The 20,306-nt window shown below is 68.0% G+C and carries 16 protein-coding genes; 7 read left to right on the top strand and 9 right to left on the bottom strand.

Annotation, left to right across the window (positions count from 1 at the left end; genetic code table 11):
* Positions 1-30: 30 nt before the first annotated feature.
* Positions 31-492 (top strand): EVE domain-containing protein, encoded by a 462-nt coding sequence (locus ACGFIF_RS11725; protein ID WP_393154198.1) that lies wholly within the window; start codon positions 31-33, stop codon positions 490-492.
* Here ACGFIF_RS11725 and ACGFIF_RS11720 read toward each other — a convergent pair.
* Positions 446-1,663: a pyridoxal phosphate-dependent aminotransferase gene (locus tag ACGFIF_RS11720; protein WP_393154197.1), complete on the bottom strand. Its 1,218-nt coding sequence runs from the start codon at positions 1,661-1,663 to the stop codon at positions 446-448. The two genes, ACGFIF_RS11725 and ACGFIF_RS11720, sit on opposite strands and share 47 nt — an antisense overlap.
* 110 nt (positions 1,664-1,773) lie before the next feature.
* Between ACGFIF_RS11720 and ACGFIF_RS11715 the strand changes: the two genes are divergently transcribed.
* Positions 1,774-3,099, top strand: a complete 1,326-nt coding sequence (locus tag ACGFIF_RS11715; protein WP_393154196.1) for an MFS transporter — start codon at positions 1,774-1,776, stop codon at positions 3,097-3,099.
* Between the two features lie 3 nt (positions 3,100-3,102).
* Here the strand turns inward: ACGFIF_RS11715 and ACGFIF_RS11710 are convergent, their stop codons facing one another.
* From ACGFIF_RS11710 to ACGFIF_RS11690, 5 genes are all read right to left on the bottom strand, one after another.
* On the bottom strand, positions 3,103-4,920 hold the full coding sequence (locus tag ACGFIF_RS11710; RefSeq protein WP_393154195.1) for a hypothetical protein: 1,818 nt from the start codon (positions 4,918-4,920) through the stop codon (positions 3,103-3,105).
* 80 nt (positions 4,921-5,000) lie between these two features.
* Positions 5,001-6,245, bottom strand: a complete 1,245-nt coding sequence (locus ACGFIF_RS11705) for an MFS transporter (protein ID WP_393154194.1) — start codon at positions 6,243-6,245, stop codon at positions 5,001-5,003.
* Positions 6,242-7,591: a GH1 family beta-glucosidase gene (locus ACGFIF_RS11700; protein WP_393154193.1), complete on the bottom strand. Its 1,350-nt coding sequence runs from the start codon at positions 7,589-7,591 to the stop codon at positions 6,242-6,244. Before ACGFIF_RS11700 ends, ACGFIF_RS11705 begins: the two co-directional genes overlap by 4 nt.
* On the bottom strand, positions 7,581-8,189 hold the full coding sequence (locus ACGFIF_RS11695) for a heavy metal-binding domain-containing protein (RefSeq protein ID WP_393154192.1): 609 nt from the start codon (positions 8,187-8,189) through the stop codon (positions 7,581-7,583). Before ACGFIF_RS11695 ends, ACGFIF_RS11700 begins: the two co-directional genes overlap by 11 nt.
* 27 nt (positions 8,190-8,216) lie before the next feature.
* Positions 8,217-11,369 carry a penicillin acylase family protein gene (locus tag ACGFIF_RS11690; RefSeq protein ID WP_393154191.1) on the bottom strand — a complete coding sequence of 1,051 codons (3,153 nt, stop codon included), beginning with the start codon at positions 11,367-11,369 and terminating at the stop codon, positions 8,217-8,219.
* 138 nt (positions 11,370-11,507) lie between these two features.
* Between ACGFIF_RS11690 and ACGFIF_RS11685 the strand changes: the two genes are divergently transcribed.
* Positions 11,508-12,599, top strand: coding sequence for an aminotransferase class V-fold PLP-dependent enzyme (locus tag ACGFIF_RS11685; protein ID WP_393154190.1), 1,092 nt, complete (start codon positions 11,508-11,510; stop codon positions 12,597-12,599).
* A gap of 52 nt (positions 12,600-12,651) precedes the next feature.
* Here the strand turns inward: ACGFIF_RS11685 and ACGFIF_RS11680 are convergent, their stop codons facing one another.
* Positions 12,652-14,658 carry a DEAD/DEAH box helicase gene (locus ACGFIF_RS11680; RefSeq protein WP_393154189.1) on the bottom strand — a complete coding sequence of 669 codons (2,007 nt, stop codon included), beginning with the start codon at positions 14,656-14,658 and terminating at the stop codon, positions 12,652-12,654.
* A gap of 355 nt (positions 14,659-15,013) precedes the next feature.
* On the opposite strand from ACGFIF_RS11680, the gene soxR reads away from it, so the two are divergent.
* From soxR to ACGFIF_RS11665, 3 genes are all read left to right on the top strand, one after another.
* The gene (gene soxR / locus ACGFIF_RS11675; RefSeq protein WP_393154188.1) at positions 15,014-15,487 is read left to right on the top strand and encodes a redox-sensitive transcriptional activator SoxR; all 474 of its coding nucleotides are present in this window, start codon (positions 15,014-15,016) and stop codon (positions 15,485-15,487) included.
* A 172-nt stretch (positions 15,488-15,659) separates the two neighbouring features.
* On the top strand, positions 15,660-16,340 hold the full coding sequence (gene snpA, locus ACGFIF_RS11670) for a snapalysin (RefSeq protein ID WP_393154187.1): 681 nt from the start codon (positions 15,660-15,662) through the stop codon (positions 16,338-16,340).
* Positions 16,341-16,432: 92 nt separating this feature from the next.
* Positions 16,433-16,921 (top strand): hypothetical protein, encoded by a 489-nt coding sequence (locus ACGFIF_RS11665; RefSeq protein WP_393154186.1) that lies wholly within the window; start codon positions 16,433-16,435, stop codon positions 16,919-16,921.
* Here ACGFIF_RS11665 and ACGFIF_RS11660 read toward each other — a convergent pair.
* Complete coding sequence (locus tag ACGFIF_RS11660) at positions 16,918-17,937, bottom strand: LacI family DNA-binding transcriptional regulator (protein WP_393154185.1); 1,020 nt, start codon at positions 17,935-17,937, stop codon at positions 16,918-16,920. The genes ACGFIF_RS11665 and ACGFIF_RS11660 overlap by 4 nt on opposite strands.
* Positions 17,938-18,155: 218 nt before the next feature.
* On the opposite strand from ACGFIF_RS11660, the gene ACGFIF_RS11655 reads away from it, so the two are divergent.
* Entirely contained in the window at positions 18,156-19,235 is a 1,080-nt protein-coding gene (locus tag ACGFIF_RS11655; RefSeq protein ID WP_393154184.1) for an ABC transporter ATP-binding protein, read from the top strand.
* Between the two features lie 62 nt (positions 19,236-19,297).
* Here the strand turns inward: ACGFIF_RS11655 and ACGFIF_RS11650 are convergent, their stop codons facing one another.
* Positions 19,298-20,269 (bottom strand): glycosyltransferase family 2 protein, encoded by a 972-nt coding sequence (locus ACGFIF_RS11650; protein WP_393154183.1) that lies wholly within the window; start codon positions 20,267-20,269, stop codon positions 19,298-19,300.
* Positions 20,270-20,306 lie beyond the last annotated feature (37 nt).

Raw genomic sequence — 20,306 nt, 5'->3', positions numbered from 1 at the left:
ATGTCAACTATCGGGCCGGATGCTGGTCGGATGAAACCTGAACGAGCCTGGCTCGGAGTCGTCTCGGCCGAGCATGCGCGGATCGCGGTACAGCAGAGCTTCATCCAGCTCAACCACGGAAAGCGCAACAACGTCGCGCGGCTGAGCCGGGAGGACGGCTTCGTCATCTACTCCCCGACCGACCGCTTCGGCGACACGACACCGCTCCGCGCGTTCACCGCGCTCGGCCTCATCGCCGACGACGAGCCCTATCTGGGGGAGCCGATGGAGATGGGTGCGCACGGCACCATCCGCCCGTGGCGGCGCCGGGTCGACTTCCTGCCTGTCCAACCGGTGTCACTGCGCGAGATCGAACTGGAGCTCACCCGGCAACCCAACTGGGGCTACCAGCTCCGCCGCGGCCTGGTGTCCCTCCCGGCCGGGGACTTCGAGACGCTTCAGGCTCTTATGACCGTTGGCGATAGGAATCGAGGAACGTCGCGATTCGGGTGAGGGCGTCTTCGAGTTGGTCCTTGTGCGGGAGGGTGACGATGCGGATGTGGTCGGGTTCGGGCCAGTTGAAGCCGGTGCCGTGGACGATCATGATCTTCTCGGCCCGGAGCAGGTCGAGGACGAACTGCCGGTCGTCGGTGATCCCGAAGACCTTCGGGTCCAGCCGCGGGAACACATACAGCGCACCCTTCGGCTTCACACAGGTCACGCCAGGGATCTGGGTCAGCAGCTCGTACGCCGTATCGCGTTGCGCCAGCAGTCGTCCGCCGGGCAACACCAGATCCTTGATCGACTGCCTGCCGCCGAGCGCGGTGGCGACGGCGTGCTGTGAGGGCATGTTCGCGCACAGCCGCATGTTCGACAGGATCGTCAGACCCTCGAGATAGCTGGCGGCTTGGTGCTTCGGCCCACTCACCGCCAGCCATCCGCAGCGAAAGCCGGCCACGCGGTACGCCTTCGACAGTCCGTTGAAGGTCAGCGTCAGTACGTCGGGAGCCAGCGACGCCAGCGGGGTGTGCTCCACGCCGTCGTACAGGATCTTGTCGTAGATCTCGTCGGCGTAGATCAGCAGCCCGTGCCGGCGCGCGATCTCGGTCAGCTGGACCAGGAGTTCGCGGTCGTAGACGGCGCCGGTCGGGTTGTTCGGGTTGATGATCACCAGCGCCTTGGTGCGGTCGGTGATCTTCCGCTCGATATCGGCGGGGTCCGGCATCCAGTCCGCCTGCTCGTCGCAGCGGTAGTGCACCGGCGTACCTCCGGCCAGCGCGACCGCCGCGGTCCACAGCGGGTAGTCCGGAGCGGGGATGAGGACCTCGTCACCGTCCTCGAGCAGCGCCTGGACGGCCATCTGGATCAGCTCGGACACACCGTTGCCGATGTACACGTCCTCGATGTCCAGGTGGATCCCCCACGGCTGGTAGTGCTGCACGACGGCCCGGCGGGCGGCCGGCAGCCCCTTGGCGTCACCGTAACCGTGCGCGTCCGCGAGACTACGCACGATGTCCTCGAGGATCTCCGGCGGGCACTCGAACCCGAACGGCGCGGGGTTGCCGGTGTTGAGCTTGAGGATCCGGTGCCCGGCCGCCTCCAGCCGCTGTGCCTCGTCCAGGACCGGCCCACGGATCTCGTAACAGACATTCGCGAGCTTGGACGACTGCAGCACCGGTGACATGCACGCACCCTAACCGCGGTCAGAAATTCGTGGCGCCGACTGTGTCAAATCTCGCCCGGCTCGTCCGACGAACAAGTGAGAGCCGACCGAATCACGACTCAGGAGTCACCATGAGTGCGCAGAACAGCACCTTCAAGCGGTTGCTGGTCAACACCCTCATCGCCAACGTCACGACCACGTTCCTGTCCTTCGCGCTGGCGTTCTGGGTCTACCTGGTGACGAAGTCGGTACTGGTCGCGTCCATCGTCTCCGGGAGCTCGATGCTGGCCGGCGCGCTGGCGGGCGTCGTCTTCGGCGCGATCGTCGACGCGAACCGCAAGAAGACGGCGATGGTGATCTCCAGCTCGACCACCGGAGCCGCCTTCGCCGTGGCCGGCGTGGTGTACCTGGCGGTCCCGGTCACCGACTGGAACAAGCCCTGGTTCTGGGTGTTCGCGGCCCTGGTCCTCGTCGGCAGCCTCGCGGGCGGGCTGCGCAGCATCGCACTGTCCACGACGGTGACGCTCCTGGTTCCCGCGGACCGCCGTGACAAGGCCAACGGCATGGTGGGCACGGTCAACGGCCTGGCTCACCTGGTGACCAGCATCCTCAGCGGGCTGTCGGTCGGGTTCCTCGGGATGGGCGGTACGGTCGCCATCGCCGTCGTACTCACGACCGTCGTACTCGGCCACCTGCTGGTCGCGATCCGGATCGACGAGCCGCGCCCGGCACGCCACCAGCGCAACCACCTGGACCTGCGCGGTTCGTGGCAGACGATGCGCGCCGTACCGGGTCTGGTGCCGCTGGTCCTGTTCAGCACCTTCAACAACCTCGTCATGGGCGTGTTCATGACGCTGATGGACCCGTACGGCCTGACTTTGTTCTCGGTCGAGTCGTGGGGCCTCGTCCTCGGCATCACCAGCGTCGGCTTCATCGCCGGCGGTGCGATGGTGGCGCGCTTCGGCCTGGGCCGCTCGCCGCTGCGGATCCTGCTGCTGGCGAACGTCGCGATCGCGGTCATCGGCATGACCACGGCGGTCCGCGAATGGCAGTCGCTGCTGGTGCTGGGCATGTTCGGGTTCATGCTGGTCGTCCCGATCGCCGAGGCGGCCGAGCAGACGATCCTGCAGCGCGTCGTACCGTTCGAGACCCAGGGCCGCATCTTCGGCTTCGCCCACAGCATCGAGTCGGCCTCCACGCCGGTCGCCGCCTTCGCCATCGGCCCGGTCGCCCAGTTCCTGCTGGTCCCCTACATGAACTCGACCTCGGGCCACACCACCTTCGGCTGGCTGCTGGGCCAAGGCGAAGCCCGGGGCTTGGCCCTCACCTTCGTCATCGCCAGCGCCATCATGCTGATCGTCGTCCTGCTGGCCTTCCTGACCACGACGTACCGCCGCCTCACCTCCGAGTACACCGCCGTGACGACCAGGCCGGAACCCGAACTGGTCCCCGCCTGACCGTCACCTGGTGGTCACGACCTGCGGACCTGTGCGTGTCACCTCGAAGAGCTCGACCTGACGTGGTCCCAGCGTCGTATCGCCGACCACGACCTCCGGCGAACGAGCGGGCGGCGCCTGGTCGAGCCCGACCACCTCGACGGATACCTTCGCGTCGTCGAACGTCAGCCGGAGCACGGACTTGAACTTCTCCGACCGCATCGACGCGAAGGCCTCGAGCTCGTGGAAACCGAAGAGGTCGCTGATCAGCAGGTAGATCGTGAAGACCAGAGTCCCGAGGAAGACGAGCGCCAGATAGACGGCCGGCCACAACCACCACGCCAGACTTTCGCTGTCGACGTACCCGCGGACCAGCCAGGCCACGAGCACAACCGCAGCGAGCTGAAGCGCGGTGTGCCCGACGCCGGCGACCACGATCTTGATCAGACGGGACATCCAAGGGCTGTCCCTCCGGCCGCGAATTCCGGTTGCGGCGTAGGTGCACAGGACAAGCGCAAGGAGGATGGCTGCAACGACGGACGCCGGGTGCACCAGCTGAGTGCGCACTGTCGCGAACACACAGGTCAGGAGGGCCCCGATGAGGGCCGGGAGCACCGGCCCGTTTCGCCACCCCATTGTCCAGATGTCGCGACGCATCCTTCTCGACTCGGTCGCGCTCGGGTAGACCTTGCTCTGGTCGTACCGCGTGACGTGTCGGGGACTGTTGCGACCCCAGGGCACGGACAGGTGCTCAGTCAGATGATGCGTGGGAGAGGTGAAGGCACCACCGCCGCCGCACGTGATGAGCGCAGGACCGGAAACCCACTTCACACCCTTGCCGTCGTCCGGCTGCTGCTCGGCCGGGACATAGCGTGAGTAGTGATGCTTGTCGCCGGTCACGATCATGCGGAGTTGCCGGCCAGGCGGCCTGAGCTGGTATCGATGCAGGAAATTCACCATGGTGGACAGCGGTGTTTCCCGAACCAAATCCGGCGGACTTTCCCCGTCGGCTTCCAGCCAGTTCGGCGTGGAGGTGCAGAGTACGACGCCGTCGTCCTCTGTCAGCAGGCGCTTGGCCTGCTGAAAATAGGCGAGTTGGCCGGCGTCGACCGGGGCGTCGAGTTGCGAGTCCATCCCCCAGATCCACCACTTGGGATGAACCCGAATCGCGAAATAGCTGCGCGACTGCACCGTCGTCCACCCTCCGGCGACCTCTCGTTGCCTGGTCACCTCATCGGATTCGTAGGACCCGACCTTCGTCAAGCCGTCGGCATCGACTTCGTCGTCCATCCGGGTCCACGACTCGCAGAAGGTACGACGAAACGCGGACAGCCCGTCGTACCAGTCGTGGTTCCCGGGGAGTGCGAGCACCGGAGGCCCGTGCGGGGAATCGGGAGTGAGGAACTGCGGATAACAGAGGCGAGCAGCCCGGAACACCGCTGTGAGCCGTTGGCGGTATCCGTCGGCACTGGCCACCGGATAGACCTCGTCGCCTCCCAGCACAAGCAACTCGGCCGGACCCAGGTCTCGCACTTCCTGCGTGGACGCGCCGCCCGCCAGAAGTCTGGCCACAGCGAGCGTCGCATCGAATCCGTCCCCGGTATCCGCCGCAAAGTCGACCCGGACCGGCTTCTGGTGATCCGGAGGCGTCAACGCGTAATAGCCCGCCCGGACCGTGCCGATCACATCCCGCTTGTCCGCGAACCGCGCGAACCATGTCGCCTTCATCACCTCGAGCGCGGTCCGGACCAACTGACGAACAGACAACCACTTGACCGCGGGCTCACCGAACTTGTTCCGCTTCTTCCTGACCTGACCAACGACCCGAGGATCCGCCGACACAAGGCCCCCTCCCCAAACGATGTGCCCTCATAATGACGCCCCCACCCCATCCCGACGAGCCCTCACGTCAAATGCGCTTGTTAATTGACGGTGCGGATTTGGCGGACCAGGAGGCCGGCTACGAGAGTGACGGTGGCGGCCAGGAGGTAGAGGGTGGGGTAGCCGCCGAGGTGTTTGACGATGGGGGCGGCGATGGCGGGGGCGAAGACCTGGGGGAGGGAGTTGGCGATGTTGATGACGCCGAGGTCCTTGGCGCGGTCGCGGGCGCTGGGGAGGATCTGGGTGAGGAGGGCGAAGTCGACGGAGAGGTAGACGCCGAAGCCGGCGCCGAGGATGATCGCGCCGAGGACGGCGCCGGGCCAGGTGGGCCAGAAGGCGAGGACGACACCGGCCACCGCCATCACCACGCCGGAGGCGGTGACGAAGATCTTGCGGCGGGCGATCCGGTCGGACCAGGTGCCGAAGGCAACCGAGGTGACGAGGACGCAGGCGCTGTAGATCGCGGTCAGGATCAGTACGGCGGTATCGGGCTCGTCGACGCGGACCTCGTCCTGCAGATAGAAGAAGAGGTACAGCGTCCCGAGCGCGTTGCCCACGTTGAACAGGAAGCGCGTCAGCCAGCCCCAGCCGAAGTCCGGGTAGCGGCGCGGGCTGATCCAGAATCCGCGGACGAAGTCGCGCATCACCAGCGGCGGCCGCGAAACCAGCCGCTCGTCCCCGCTGCCCAGTAGATACGGCAGCACCGACAACAGCAGGAAGACCGCACAAGCGACGTACCCGGCACCGATCCCACCGAAGTACGTCGCAAGCCCGGTGCCGACCAGGGCACCGAAGACCTGGGACAACGCGACCCATCCCCCGACCGCCCCGCGCTGGAGCGTCGGGACCCGGTCCGGAACGGCGGCCGTGATTGCCGCGAGCAACGCGTTGCCGAACAACTGCACCAAGCACCAGCCCACCAACATCCACGCGACAGACGCGACGCCCGACAGCACCAGGAGTCCAACAACCCCGCCGAGAGCCCCGGCCAGCACCCACGGAACCCGGCGGCCGAAGCGCGACGTCGTACGGTCGGAGATCGCGCCGGCCAACGGGTTCGCGACCACCGAGACCGCCGCGCCGATCCCCGTCACCAATCCGAACACGAACTCCTTGTTGCCCGGAGCAACCGCCTCGGACTGTTTCGCGAGCAGCACCTGGATCGGTCCCAACCAGGCCGCGAAAACCCCGACATTCGCCAGTACGACGGCCGCCGTCCAGCGCGACCGGACCCGGGCGACCGGTTCCGCGAACGCCGTCGGCACGACCCCCGGCTCGGGAATCATCCCCGGCTCTGCGCGATCACGTCACGGAACCAGTGGTACGACGCTTTCGGCGTCCGGACCTGGGTGTCGAAGTCGACGTGCACCAGGCCGAAGCGTTGGGAGTACCCGGCCGCCCACTCGAAGTTGTCCAGCAGCGACCACTGGAAGTACCCGCGGACGTCGACACCGTCGTCCATCGCCTGCCGCAGCGACCGCAGGTACCCGTCCAGGTAGTCGATCCGCCGCTGATCATCCACCGGGTCGCCGTACGAGCACCCATTCTCGGTGATGTAGATCGGTGGCAGCCGGTCGCCGTACCGGTCTTTGAAGATGCGCAGGATCTCGCCGAACGCGGACGGCACGACCGGCCAGCCGAAGTCGGTCTTCGGATAACCCTCCAGCGACCGCGGCTCGAACGGCAGCCCCGGCGGCAGCAGGATCCCGTCCGTCGCTGCGGTATCGGCCTGACCGGTAGCGGCGCCGACCGACACCGGCGCGTAGTGATTGATCCCGAAGAAGTCCACCGGAGTAGAGATGACGGCCAGGTCATCCGAGACCGGCCCCGGCATCGCGGCCTCGAAGCCGGACGGGTAGGTCCCGAGCAGGACCGGGTCGGCGAACAGCCAGTTGATCAGATTGTCGTAGAGACCGGCCGCTTCCTTGTCCTCGACGCTGTCGCTGGCCGGCCAGGTCGGCGCGTGGTTGCTGGCGATCCCGATGTTCGACGCACCGCTCGCGCGCAGCGCCTGCACCGCGCGGCCGTGCGCCAGCAGCTGGTGATGCGCGACCGGCAACGCGTCGAACATCAACGAACGACCCGGCGCGTGGGCACCCAGCGAGTAGCCCATCAGCGTGAGCACCATCGGCTCGTTGATGGTGATCCACAGCGGCACCCGATCCGCGAACCGCGCCGCAAGCAGCGATGCGTAGTCGGCGAACCGGTCGGTGATCGAGCGAGACAGCCACCCGCCCGCGTCCTCCAGCGGCTGCGGGGTGTCCCAGTGGAACAGCGTCGGCGCCGGCTGGATCCCGGCGCCCAGCAACGTGTCGATCAGCCGGTCGTAGAAATCCAGCCCGGCCGCGTTCCCCGGCCCGCTGCCCGACGGCTGGATCCGCGGCCACGAGAACGAGAACCGGTACGTGTCGACCCCGAGCTCCCGCATCAGCGCGACGTCCTCGGCGTACCGGTGGAAGTGGTCACAGGCGACCGCACCGGTGTCGCCGTTCAGGATCCGGCCCGGCTCGGCGCAGAACGTGTCCCAGGTCGACGGGCCGCGGCCACCCTCGGCCACGGCTCCTTCGATCTGGTACGCCGACGTCGACACCCCCCACCGGAAATCGGGGCCGAAGGCAAGATCAGCTGTCATTCGCATCATCCTCAGCGGGAACGGGCCTCGGCGGCTCGTTCTTGCGGACGACGACCGCCGTACCGTAGGCGGCCACCTCGCTCATCGTGTTGGCGATCTCGGTGCAGTCGAACCGCATCGCCAGGATCGCGTTCGCCCCCATCTGCTGGGCCATCTGGCACATCCGCATCACCGCGACGTGCCGCGACTCAGCCAGCATCTGGGTGTACTCCGGCACCTCGCCACCGGCCAGCGACCGGAAACCGGCGGTGAAGTTCGATCCGAAGTCGCGGCTGCGCACGGTCAGCCCGAACACCTCGCCGAACACCTTGTCCGCGGTGTACCCGGGCAGGTCGTTCATGGTCGAGACCAGCACCGGGTACGGCGAACCCTGCGGCGCGACATGTGGTGCGTTCTGCTGAGTCGGCTGGTAGTTGCCGGGAGCCTGACCGTACCCGGGCTGACCGTATCCGGGCTGCTGCCCGTACCCCTGCTGCGGCGGACCCGGCCGGTACCCCGGCTGCTGCTGCGGCGGCGCGTACCCGGGCGGCGGGCCCTGCTGGTAACCCTGCTGCGGCGGGTACGGCTGGTTCGGGTTCGGGGGATAGTTCTGGTTCATGCCCTCATCCTGACAGGCTCCCGGCCGTCATTGCCGGTAGACCTGTAGCTCGTAGAGCGAGTACCCGTACGACGTCGCCCGCTGCGTCCCGGTGACCCGGACATACCGGGCCGGCACCGCGTCGAACCGTACGACGTCCTCCCCACCGTTACCGGTCGTGGTCGCGTACACCTGCTGCCACGTCGACCCGTCCCGGGACACGTCCACTCGATACGACTTCCCGTACGCCGCCTCCCAGTGCAGCACCACCCGCCGGATCGTCTGCTCACTGCCGAGGTCGACCTTCAGCCACTGCGGATCGGACCAGTTGCTCGCCCACCGAGTGCTCAGCTTCCCGTCGACCGCGTTGGCCGGCGGCGAGTTGTACCACCCGGTCTCGTGGCTGCTGGCGGTCGCCGTCTTACCCGCGGCGAGGTTGCTGACGTCGTCACCCCGGCGGGCCGGGAACTCGATCACCTGCTGGTACGTCGGCCGGTTGACCCAGGCAATCCGGTCCTGGGTGATGCCACCCATCGGATTGTGGACAATTTGATCCGCACAGAACTGATCACCCGCGGCACAGTCCGCGGTCGCCGGGTACGTCGTCGCCGCCGGCACCTTGGTTGCCGCCAGCAAAGAGTCGGCGAGCACCGCACGACAGGCCGCGAGCGACCCGCCGCCGCAGAACGTGACCGGCTGCGGCGCCTGCACCGAGTCGCCGAGCACCTTGCGCAGGTCGCGCTGGACGAAACCCCACCATCCGCTCTGGAACGCGGATCCCTGCGCACTCGGCCGCTCGTCGATCTTCAGGTTCGCGACCAGGGCGGCGTACAGGTCGGGACCGAGGTCCTTGAACTGCGCCGGCACCAGCAGCGGCCACCAGGCGTCCAGGATCCGGATCGCCTCGCTGTGGTCGTAGACCTTCGACGAGGCGTTCGGACTCCTCCGGTGACTGCCGGCCGCCTGCCATGCGGTGAGCTTGGCGACCGCGTCGGCCACGGCCGGATCGGCGATCGGCGCAGACTTCAGGACCCGAAGCAGGTAAGGCACCACCTGGTCGCCGCGCAGGTCGACCGTGCCGGCGTCCTCCATCGCCTCGACCAGCTTGCCACGGGTGAACTTCTGTCCGCTGTTGATGACGGCCTTGATCCGGTCGTCGAGCGGCTGACTGCGGTAGACCGCGTTGTAGCCGAACTGACCGTCGGATGCGGAGAACCCGGGTGCCTGCTTGTTGTTCCAGCTGGTCAGGTAGTCCTGGTTGACCACCTGCGGGTGCTGGGCGGCCGGGGTGTAGGTCGCGCGGTTGGTGTCCGGGTTCCAGCCCTGCCACTCGTACGAGCTCCAGGTCGGCAGGTTCGGGTCGGCGCCGGCCGCGCGGACCGGGTTGTCACCGGAGTTGTAGTACGCGATCGACGTCTTGTCCGTGTAGAACCAGTTGAAGGTGTAGCCGATGTTGTGCGCGGCGCTCTGGAAGTCGGCCGCCGAGTGGATCCGGTCCGGGTCGTTGAGTTGCATGAACCCGAGCGCGGAGCCGGCCTCGTTGCCGTAGGTCGACCGGTTCTTGGTGAACAGCACCGGCCGGCCGCCGACCGTACCCCGGTTCGTGACGATGCCGTACTTGGTGCGCAGGGCAACCAGCGTGTACGAGCCGGCCGGTTCGGAGGACCCGAGGCTGGCGTACCACTCGTTGTGCCGCTCGAGCCGCTCGATCGGGACACACTGGCCGCGGTACTCGTAGTGCTGGGAGTTCTTCGTCGGCGTCCCGCCGCCGGGTTCGCACAGCGGTACGGCGAACGTATCGGTGATGTCCTGGCCGGCAGACGTGGCACTCCACGAGTAGTCCGGACCGCGCCCGATCAGCGTGTAGAAGTTCAGCCCGGCGAAGGCGATACCGCCGGAACTGACACCGGGACCTTGGAGTTCCTGACGGAGCAGCAGTTGCGGCGCGAAGTACCCGGTCTGCGGGCCGTAGACGGCGACTGGATTGCCACTGACGGTGTGCTGACCCGAGACGAGCAGGGCGTTCGACATGCCCTTCTCGCCGAAGCCCTCCGGGAACAGGCCCTGGTCGAAGATGCCTCGCAGCGACTCCGAACCCTTCGGGACCACCGGTGTGCTCGCGCTCTTGACCGTCTGATTGATCACCTCGGGCTCCGGGGTGACCGAACCGCGATCCGGGAGCGCGCGACCGGCCGGGTTCGGACCGGTCTCGCCGTACGGGAAGGTCGCGCCGTTGTGGACCGTGGTGTTCGCTTCCGGATCGTTCTGCGACCGGAACGACTCCCACACCTTGGTGCCCTGGGCAACGCCGTACTTCGCTTGTGCCTCGAGCAGAGCCAACGCCGACGCGATCTCGCGCCCGCCGCCGGTGCCGAAGATGCCGGCGACAACGGCCGCGGTGGCGACCACGTCGGTCACCTTCCACTGCGGGGTCGGCCAGTCCAGGCCGAGCGCGACGTACTCACCGGGGTACGCGATGCCGATCGTGTTGATGTAGTGGTTGACCCCGTCGACCCAGGCCTTGATGTCCTGCTGCATCTTCACGCCGTCGGCGCCGTACCGTTCGTCGGCGTCGTCGTACTGCTTCTGCAGATCGGCCTCGTTGTACGGCGCGGTGCGCCAGAACTCCTGCTCGAACGCTCGATTGGCCGGCGCGCCACCCGCGAACGGGGTCAACTGACCGCGGCCGAGATGGCGGAACACGTCCATGACGAACAGCCGGTCCTGTGCCCCGGCGTACCCGGCGCCGAACATGACGCCCTGCCGCGTGGTGCCGGTGATGTGCGGGATGCCGCGCGACTTGTCCCGCACGATCGTGACGTCCGCGCGCGGCTGGATCGTGCTCGCGACATCACCCGCCTTGACCCCGAACGACGCGTCGTCGAAGTACCCGCCGAGACCGTCGTCGGTGATGCCCTGGGAGTTCCAGACCAGGTTCTCGTAAGGCTTCAGCGAGTCGCTGAAATGCGGTGGCCGGGTCCCGAAACCCTTGAACAGAAGGAGATCCGTGAAGGTTGCGTTGCCGTTCTGCCCGGGCGTGACGATGTCGTCGCACTGCCCGGCGCAGTAGTCCGTCGGTGGTGCCGCGGCCACGGCCGAGGGCTTGGCCTGGGTGGGTGCCGGCAGGGCAGCCAGGACGGCGGTGATCGCGGCCGCCGCGATCGTCGTACGGATGGTTCGGCGAGCGGGGCGGTGCTGCACGGATCCTCCTCGAGACGCACGATCAGGACGGCAGGGGAGTTCTGGAAACTGAGAATGACTCACTAGTAGGTTCGGGTCAAGATCTGGCGTTCTGACTCTCGCCAACCACTGTCGGTGACCACTACTGTGTGCAGCACCATGAGCATCCACGATCGGTATCGGTTGAGTGTGGTGATCAATGCCAAGGGGACGTACACCCCGCTCGGGGTGTCCCGGAGCTCCTACGGGGTGGCGGAGGCCGTCGCACAGGCGTTGCCCGAATTCTTTGTGATGGACGAGCTCGGCGACCGCGCGAGCGAGGCCATCGCCCAGGTGACCGGCGCGCAGGCCGGCGCGGTCGTCCACTGCACCGCAGCGGGTATCACGCTCTCGGTCGCGGCCACCATGACCGGCGGGGACCCGCGCCGGGTGGCAGCGTTGCCGGACACAACGGATATGCACAACCGCGTCGTGATGCCGGCCGGCCATGTCGTCAACTACGGCCACTCGAACCTGCAGGGCGTCCGGCTGGCCGGAGCGCAGGTCGACCTCGCGGGCGACGAAACCCGTTGTGGCATTGACGATCTGGAGGAAGAGCTCGACGGACCGGACGTTGCCTGCCTGTTCCTCGTCTCGTCCCGGCTGACCCACGGCGAGCCGATCGATCTGGTCGCGGCCGTGCGGGCCGCACACCGTCGCGGCGTCCCGGCGATCATCGACGGCGCCGCCCAGTTCCCCCGGATCGCGGACCTGCTCTCGACCGGAGCGGACCTGGTCCTGGTCAGCGGGCAGAAGTACCTCGGTTCCCCCACCGCCGGGCTGGTCGCGGGCAGCTGGCCGCTGGTCCAGTCCGTTCGGGCGCAGGACAAGGGCATCGGCCGGGTGATGAAGCCGACCAAGGAGGCCGTCATCGGCGTCCTGGCCGCACTCGAGGAATGGCAGGCCTTCGACCGGGTCAAGTGGGAGGCGGACCAACTGGGCAAGGTGACCTCGTTCGCCCGGGCCGCCAACGAGATCCCTGGTGTTTCGACCGAAGTAGTGCCGGATCCGACCGGGTTACAGGTGTCGCGGGTGCTGCTGAAGGTGCCGGACGCCAAGCGCATCGCCACCGAACTGGAGGCTGGGTCGCCGTCGATCTACGTGATGACGGACCGGGCGGACCAGGACGAGTTGATGCTCGAGCTCATCCCGCTCGACGACAGCGAGATCGCCGCCGTCCTCGCCCGCCTCTGGGCGATCCTGACACAGTAAAGGCCCTGGTTTCCCCTTAGGTACAAGGAGAAACCAGGGCCTTCGGTCAAGCTCAGCGCTGGTAGGACTTGCCGCCCTCGTAGCGGTTGCTGTCGGTACGGCGGGGGCCGCCGCTCCGACGCGGACCGCTGCTGCCGCGACTGTCGTGACCGCGACCCGGACGGCTGCTGCCGTACCGCTTGCCGCCGCCACCCTTGCCGAAGCGCGCCGGCTTCGGGGCCGGCAGCTTCACCGGGTACCCGGACGGCTTGGTGCCGCCGGTCAGCTCGGTCATCAGCTGGTCGCCCGGACGGACGCGCACCGGCTCGGCCTCGACGCCGGCCGACTCGGCCATCCGGATCATGCCCCGCCGCTGGTGCGGCAGGAGGAGCGTGACCACGGCACCCTTGCCACCGGCACGCGCCGTACGGCCCGCGCGGTGCAGGTAGTCCTTGTGCTCGGCCGGCGGGTCAGCCTGGACGACCAGGCCGACGTCGTCGACGTGGATCCCGCGCGCCGCGACATCCGTTGCCACCAGCACCGGTACCGAACCGTCCTTGAACTGGTCCAGCGTCCGGTTCCGGGCGCCCTGGGTCAGCCCGCCGTGCAGCGCCGCGGCCATCACGCCGCGGTCCCGCAGCTGAGTGGCGACACGGTCGGCGCCCAGCTTGGTGCGGACGAACACGATCGTCCGGCCGTCGCGGCTGGCCAGCTCGGCCGTCAGCGACTGCTTGTGTGCCGGCTCGATCACCAGCAGGTGGTGCTCCATCGTGGTGACGGTGGCCTGTCCCGACTCGGTCGAGTGCGTGACCGGGTCCTTCAGGTAGGTCTTCACGATGGTGTCGACGTCGTTGTCCAGCGTCGCCGAGAACAGCAGGCGCTGTCCGTCGGCCGGGGTCATGTCGAGCAGCGTGGTGACCGCCGGCATGAAGCCCATGTCGCACATGTGGTCGGCCTCGTCAAGGACGGCGATCTCCACCGCACCGAGGTCGGCCGCGCCCTGCTCGCACAGGTCGATCAGCCGGCCCGGGGTCGCGATCAGCAGGTCGACACCGCGACGCAGCGCCTCGATCTGCTTCGGGTACGGCAGGCCGCCGGCGATCAGCTTCAGCGACACGTTCATCACGTGGGCGAGCGGCTCGAGCGCGTCGTGCACCTGCATCGCCAGCTCACGCGTCGGGACCAGGATCATGCCGCGCGGACGGCGCGACTCGGTCCGGCCACCGGCCAGCCGGGTCAGCGTCGGCAGGCCGAAACCGAGCGTCTTGCCGGAACCGGTCTGACCGCGGCCGAGTACGTCCTTGCCGGCCAGCGCGTCCGGGATGGTCGCGGCCTGGATCGGGAACGGCGCGCTGATGCCGTCCCGGGCCAGCCGCTGGACCAGCCGCGGCGCGAGCCCGAGGGCGGCGAACTGGTTGTCCGGGGCAACGGTGCCCAGGTCCTCCGGCTGCTCGACACGCTTGTTCTCCTGGTACGGCGCCCGGTCACGGACCGGCTTGTCGTCCCGCCGGTACGACGACCGGTCACTCCGGTCGTACTGCGGCCGGTCGTCCCGGTTGTACTGCGGCCGGTCCTCGCGCCGGTACGACGGGCGGTCGTCGCGCGCCCGGTCATCCCGGCTGAACTGCGGACGGTCGTCCCGGTTGAACTGCGGCCGGTCGTCCCGCCGGTACTGCGGGCGGTCCTCGCGGTTGAACTGCGGCCGGTCCTCGCGGTTGAACTGCGGCCGGTCGGCACGGTTGTACTGCGGGCGGTCGTCGCGGTTGACGGACCGGCGGTCGGTGCGCGGCTCGTTGGCACGCTCGGCGCGGTAGCCCTTCACCGGGCGGTTGTCGCGACGATCGTCGGTGGAGGTGCGGGAGCCGCGGTCGGAGTACTGGGTGGGTCCGCCCCGGCGCTCACCGCGGGCAGCGTCGTTCCGAACCTCGCCGGCCGGCGCCGCGGCCGCCTCGGCCTGAGCCTGGGCTGCCATCCGCTCGCCGAACGACTGGTTCTGGAACTTCTTGTGCCGCGGCTTCTTGCTCCGGCCGTCGGCCTGGTTGCCGTCGGCAGGCTGGTTGTCCTGGTGGTGCTGGGTCACGCAAAAACTCTCTCTCAACGTCACGGACGAGTGGCCGGATCGCAACCGCACAGAAAGGCCGGTCACAGACGTGACCGGACAGAACGTGCTGAGCAGGAGACGGGCATCGACCTGCGGGTGCTATCGCGTTGCACCCATGTCGCCGGGGACCTTCAGCCGGATGCTGAAACCGACGGGTCGGAGCGCCTGGGAAAATCTTCTGGTGACGCGACGCGCGCACCGACGCAGAAAAGTATACCCGACCGTAGCCGCTGCTCTGACCACACCGGCCCGGACCAGACCACCCACCACGGTGGCATACCTCACGCAGTTCAAGTGAGCTTGAGTTCTTGGGCGACGGTTCTAGGGTGGCGGTATGGCGGAGGAGAACGTGCCGAGCAAAGAGCACTGGCTGTCCATCGGGGAGATCGCTCATCGGTCCGGAGTCGCCGCGTCGGCGTTGCGGTTCTACGAGGACCAGGGCCTGATCCAGTCCCGGCGGACCGCCGGGAACCAGCGTCAGTACCAGCGGAGCACGTTGCGCCGGGTCGCGTTCGTGCAGGCGGCCCAGCGGGTCGGGCTGGCGCTGGCTGAGATCAAAGGCGCACTGGATTCCCTGCCGGACGACCGGACGCCGACCCGCGCCGACTGGAGCCGGTTGTCGAAATCGTGGCGCGGCCGGCTCGACGAGCGGATCGCCGAGCTCGAGCGACTCCGGGACGACCTGGACAGCTGTATCGGCTGCGGCTGCCTGAGCCTGCAGCGCTGCAACCTCTACAACAAGGCCGACCGGCTGGCCGAACGCGGCCCCGGTGCCCGCATCCTCAACGTCGGCATCCCGAGCGAGTGACGCATAGGCCGCGCATTATGAGCGGCATACGACGGCGAGCGTCCGTCGCGGGTTAACCCCCGAGTTTTTACCGATCTGGTGCGGAACTCCCGGAGACTTGGCAGCATCCGGTCTGTAGCGAACAGTAATCCGCTGGTCGCTTTCCGCCACAGATCCGGAGTGAGGCCCTCCAATGTCGCATCGCCGTATCCTGACTTCGCTCGCGGGGCTCGCCGCCGCCGCACTGGCCGTCCCCAGCTTCGCCGCAGCGTCCCCCGCGCCGGCACCGGCCACCACGTCCGCCTCGACCTCGACGACCCGCGCCGCCTACACCGGCTCGCCGCAGGACCAGGCCGCCACCAAGGCCTTCTACGACGCCGTGATGAAGTCCGCGCGCGCCAAGACGGCCCAGAACGCCAAGGCCGGCAAGAAGGCCGCCGCCGTCACCGTCGTGTACGCCGTCGACGCCCCCACGTTCCGGTCGCAGATCAACTCGAGTACGTCGATCTGGAACTCCTCGGTCGGCAACGTCACCCTGGTCGAGGGCAGCAACTACGACTTCTACTACACCGAGGGCAACGACCCGCGCGGTTCGTACGCCTCGACCGACGGACATGGTCGCGGCTACATCTTCCTGGACTACGCCCAGTCGCAGCAGTACGACCCGACCCGGATCACCGCCCACGAGACCGGTCACGTGCTCGGCCTGCCGGACCACTACTCCGGCCCCTGCTCCGAGCTGATGTCCGGTGGCGGTCCCGGCCCGTCCTGCACCAACGCCTACCCGGACGCGAACGAGCGCGCCCGCGTCGACCAACTCTGGGCCAACGGCCTCGCCTCCGCCGCGGCCGCTGCCTTCCACACCAGCAAGTAGTCACCCCAGGCCCTCCGGCCCGGACCGCCCGGCAGGGGACGGCTCCGGGCCGGAGTCCTTGGTACGACGCCCTCGCCACCTAACCTGAGGTGATGCGGAGGTGGGTGGGGACTGGCCTGGCTGCGATCAGCTGCCTGGCGGCGGTCGTCGGGTGCGGAGTTCCAACCGGCGGTGTGGTCGGCGTGACCGTCGACGCCGCGGGCCGGCCAGTGGTGGTCGTACAGATGTGTGAAGGCCACATCGACGGCGCGACCATGTATCTGCCCGACGACGAGGAGTTCGGCAGGTGGGAGGTCAGTCCGCCGGTGACCGACTTCTCCCAGTTCAGCCTCACCGACGGCGGCAACGGCTGGCGGCTCGTCGGCTCCCTGAAGCCGCGGGAGCCGGAGACGCGCTACGTGATCTACGGCTGGTCGAACGACAGCAGCTGGTCCGCGACGCACCTCGAGTTCAGCGAGCGTGACCTGGAAGACCTTCAGGCCGGCACCGTGCTGGTGCCGTCCGCCGACCCGGACTCGACCTCCAACGTGACTCGCTCGCTGCCGGATTTCCGGTCCAAGACCTGCGAGGACTGGTTCTAACGGACCGGGCCGGTGGAGGCTCGGACGACCAGCTCGGGACGGAAGAGGAACTCGGTGTGCGGGGTGGAGTGGCCGCGGACTTCCTCGAGGAGGGATTGGACGGCGGCCAGGCCCATGGCGTGGACGGGTTGGCGGACGGTGGTCAGGGGCGGGTCGGTGAACTCCATCATCGGGGCGTCGTCGTAGCCGACCACCGAGATGTCGCCGGGGACCGAGAGACCGCGCTGGCGGGCGGCGCGGATGACGCCGAGGGCCATCATGTCGGAGCCGCAGATGACCGCGCTGACCCCGGCGTCCAGCAGCTGCTGGGCCGCCGCGGCGCCGCCCTCGACACCGAACATGCTCAAGGCGACCACCTCGTCCAGCTCCCCGTCGTGCACGCCGAGCTGGGCCTTCATCGAGGTGCGGTAACCGGCCAGTTTCCGCTGCACCACGATGAACCGTTCCGGCCCGGAGGCGAAGCCGATCCGGCGGTGGCCGAGGGACACCAGATGGGCCACCGCGAGCTCCATCGCGGCGTACTCGTCCGACGACACGAACGGCGCCTCCACCCCGGGCAGCCAGCCGTTCACGAACACCACCGGCAACCGCCGGTCGACCAGTGACTGGTAGCGCGCATGGTCGGCGCCGGTGTCGGCGTGCAGGCCGGAGACGAAGATGATCCCGGAGACGCCGCGCTCGAGCAGCATCTCGACGTACTCCTCCTCGGTCGCCCCGGACGGCGACTGGGTGCACAGCACCGGGGTGAACCCGCGCTGTGACAACGCGGACTCGATCACCTGGGCGAACGCCGGGAAGATCGGGTTGATCAACTCCGGCATCACCAGACCGATCAGCCCCGCCGACCGGCGGCGTAACCGGGTCGGCCGTTCGAACCCGAGGACGTCCAGCGCGGTCAGGACCGACTGTTTGGTCTCCTCGGCCACCCCCGGCTTACCGTTCAGCACGCGCGAGACCGTGGCCTCGCTCACCCCCGCCTTGGCCGCGATGTCCGCCAGCCGTGCTCTGCTGCTCACGCGGGGCACTGTACCCACCACCCGTTGACCTTGCAGCAAGATCCTGCAAGAACTTGCAGACTGCGCGGAGTTGTCCACTACGTGAACAGAACGGACACGTCACACGCCGTACACCTTGTCAGGACGAGCCGGGCGGGTGAGGATTACCCCACCCCCGACCGGGGGCCTTTACTCGGATCGTCCGGCACGTTCCTGCCGGTGAAGGGAAGTACATCGTCATGGCCACTGTGTCTTTCAAGGCAGCCACCCGGATCTACCCCGGTGGTGACACCCCCGCCGTCGACAAGCTCAACCTCGAGATCGAGGACGGCGAGTTCATGGTTCTCGTCGGCCCGTCGGGTTGCGGCAAGTCCACCTCGCTCCGGATGCTCGCCGGCCTCGAAGAGGTCAACGAGGGCTCCATCTACATCGGCGACCGCGACGTCACGCACCGTCCGCCGAAGGAGCGGGACATCGCGATGGTGTTCCAGAACTACGCGCTCTACCCGCACATGTCGGTCGCGGACAACATGGGCTTCGCGCTGAAGATGCAGGGTGTCTCCAAGGAGGACCGCGCCAAGCGCGTGATGGAGGCCGCCAAGCTGCTCGGCCTGGAGGAGTACCTCGAGCGCAAGCCGAAGGCTCTGTCCGGTGGTCAGCGTCAGCGTGTCGCCATGGGCCGCGCGATCGTGCGTAACCCGCAGGTCTTCCTGATGGACGAGCCGCTGTCGAACCTCGACGCCAAGCTGCGCGTCCAGACCCGCACCCAGATCGCCGAGCTGCAGCAGCGCCTCGGTGTCACCACGGTGTACGTCACCCACGACCAGGTCGAGGCCATGACGATGGGCGACCGGGTCGCCGTCCTGAAGGACGGCCTGCTCCAGCAGGTCGACACCCCGCTGAACCTGTACGACCACCCGAAGAACAAGTTCGTCGCAGGCTTCATCGGTTCGCCCGCGATGAACCTGCTCGAGGCGGACATCACCGAGAGCGGCGCAAAGCTGGGCGACTACGTCGTCCCGCTCGAGCGTAGCCTCCTGGCCAAGGCCGGCAGCGACAAGACGCTGACCCTGGGCGTCCGGCCGGAGGCCTTCAAGGTCGCCGATCAGGGGCTGCCGGTCCACGTCGCCGTGGTCGAGGAGCTCGGCGCCGACGCGTACCTGTACGGCACCGCCGAGCACAACAACGAGCACCAGCAGATCGTCGCCCGGATCGACGCCCGGATGCCGGTCGAGAAGGGTTCGACCATCCACCTGGCGGCGCTGCCCGACAAGCTGCACCTGTTCTCCACCTCCACCGAGGAGCGGCTGACCGCCTGATCCTTGCGGTACGACGTACGCAGCGGCCCTGGGTGGTTCGTCCACCCGGGGCCGCTGTGCGTTTAGGGGACCGTGCGGCCGCGGTCGTCGGTGGTCGCGGGCCGGTCGGCCGGGTTCAGGTTGGTCTGCTTGAGCAGGTAGTGCGGCCGCTTCTTCGTCTCGTAGTAGATCCGGCCGATGTACTCGCCGATCACCCCGAGCATCACCATCTGCAGCCCGCCGAGCCCGGTGATCGCGGCGATCAGCGTGACGTAGCCGGGCATCTCGACCCCGCGCAGGACCGCCACCGCGATCACCCAGACGGCATACGCGGCGGCGACCGCGGTGAGCAGCAGGCCGACGTAGATCGCCAGCCGCAGCGGCCGGTTGTTGAACGAGAGCAACCCGTCCAGCCCGTACTCCACCAACCGCCGGAACGTCCACCGGCTCTTCCGCTCCGGCTGTTTCACGTTGTCGTACTCGAACAGGATCGACTCGAACCCGATCCAGGCGAACAGCCCCTTGGAGAACCGGTTGTACTCCCCCAGCTCGAGCAGCCCGTCCACGGCCCGGCGGGACAGCAGCCGGAAGTCGCCCACCCCGTCCATCAGCTCGACGTCGGCCCACTTGTTGATCAGCCAGTAGTACGCCCGGGCGAACAGCGTCCGGGTGGCCGGATCGCCGACCCGGTTCCGCCGCGCGATCACCTGGTCGAATCCGCGCTCGTACAGCTTCAGCATCCGGCCGATCAGCTCCGGCGGGTGCTGCAGGTCGGCGTCCATGATCACCACCGCGTCGCCGGAGGCGTATCGCAGCCCGGCCAGCATCGCGGACTCCTTGCCGAAGTTCCGGCTGAAGGACAGGTAGCGGACGGTCGGATCGGCGTCCGCGAGCCGCACCAGCGCGTCGAGGGTGCCGTCGGTGCTGCCGTCGTCGACGTACACGATCTCGTACGGCCGGCCGATATCGGCCAGTTCGTGGCCGACGGCATCATGGAACCGTTCGATCACCTCGACCTCGTTGTAGCACGGCACCACCAGGCTCAGGCGCATCATCCGTCCCACCTCCCCTCATCGGACCGATTCTTGTCCA

It is taken from the genome of Kribbella sp. NPDC049174 (assembly GCF_043197365.1).
Classification (GTDB): Bacteria; Actinomycetota; Actinomycetes; order Propionibacteriales; family Kribbellaceae; genus Kribbella.
The sequence above is the reverse complement of the archived record's forward strand: the minus strand, read 5'-3'. Positions and strand labels throughout refer to the sequence as shown.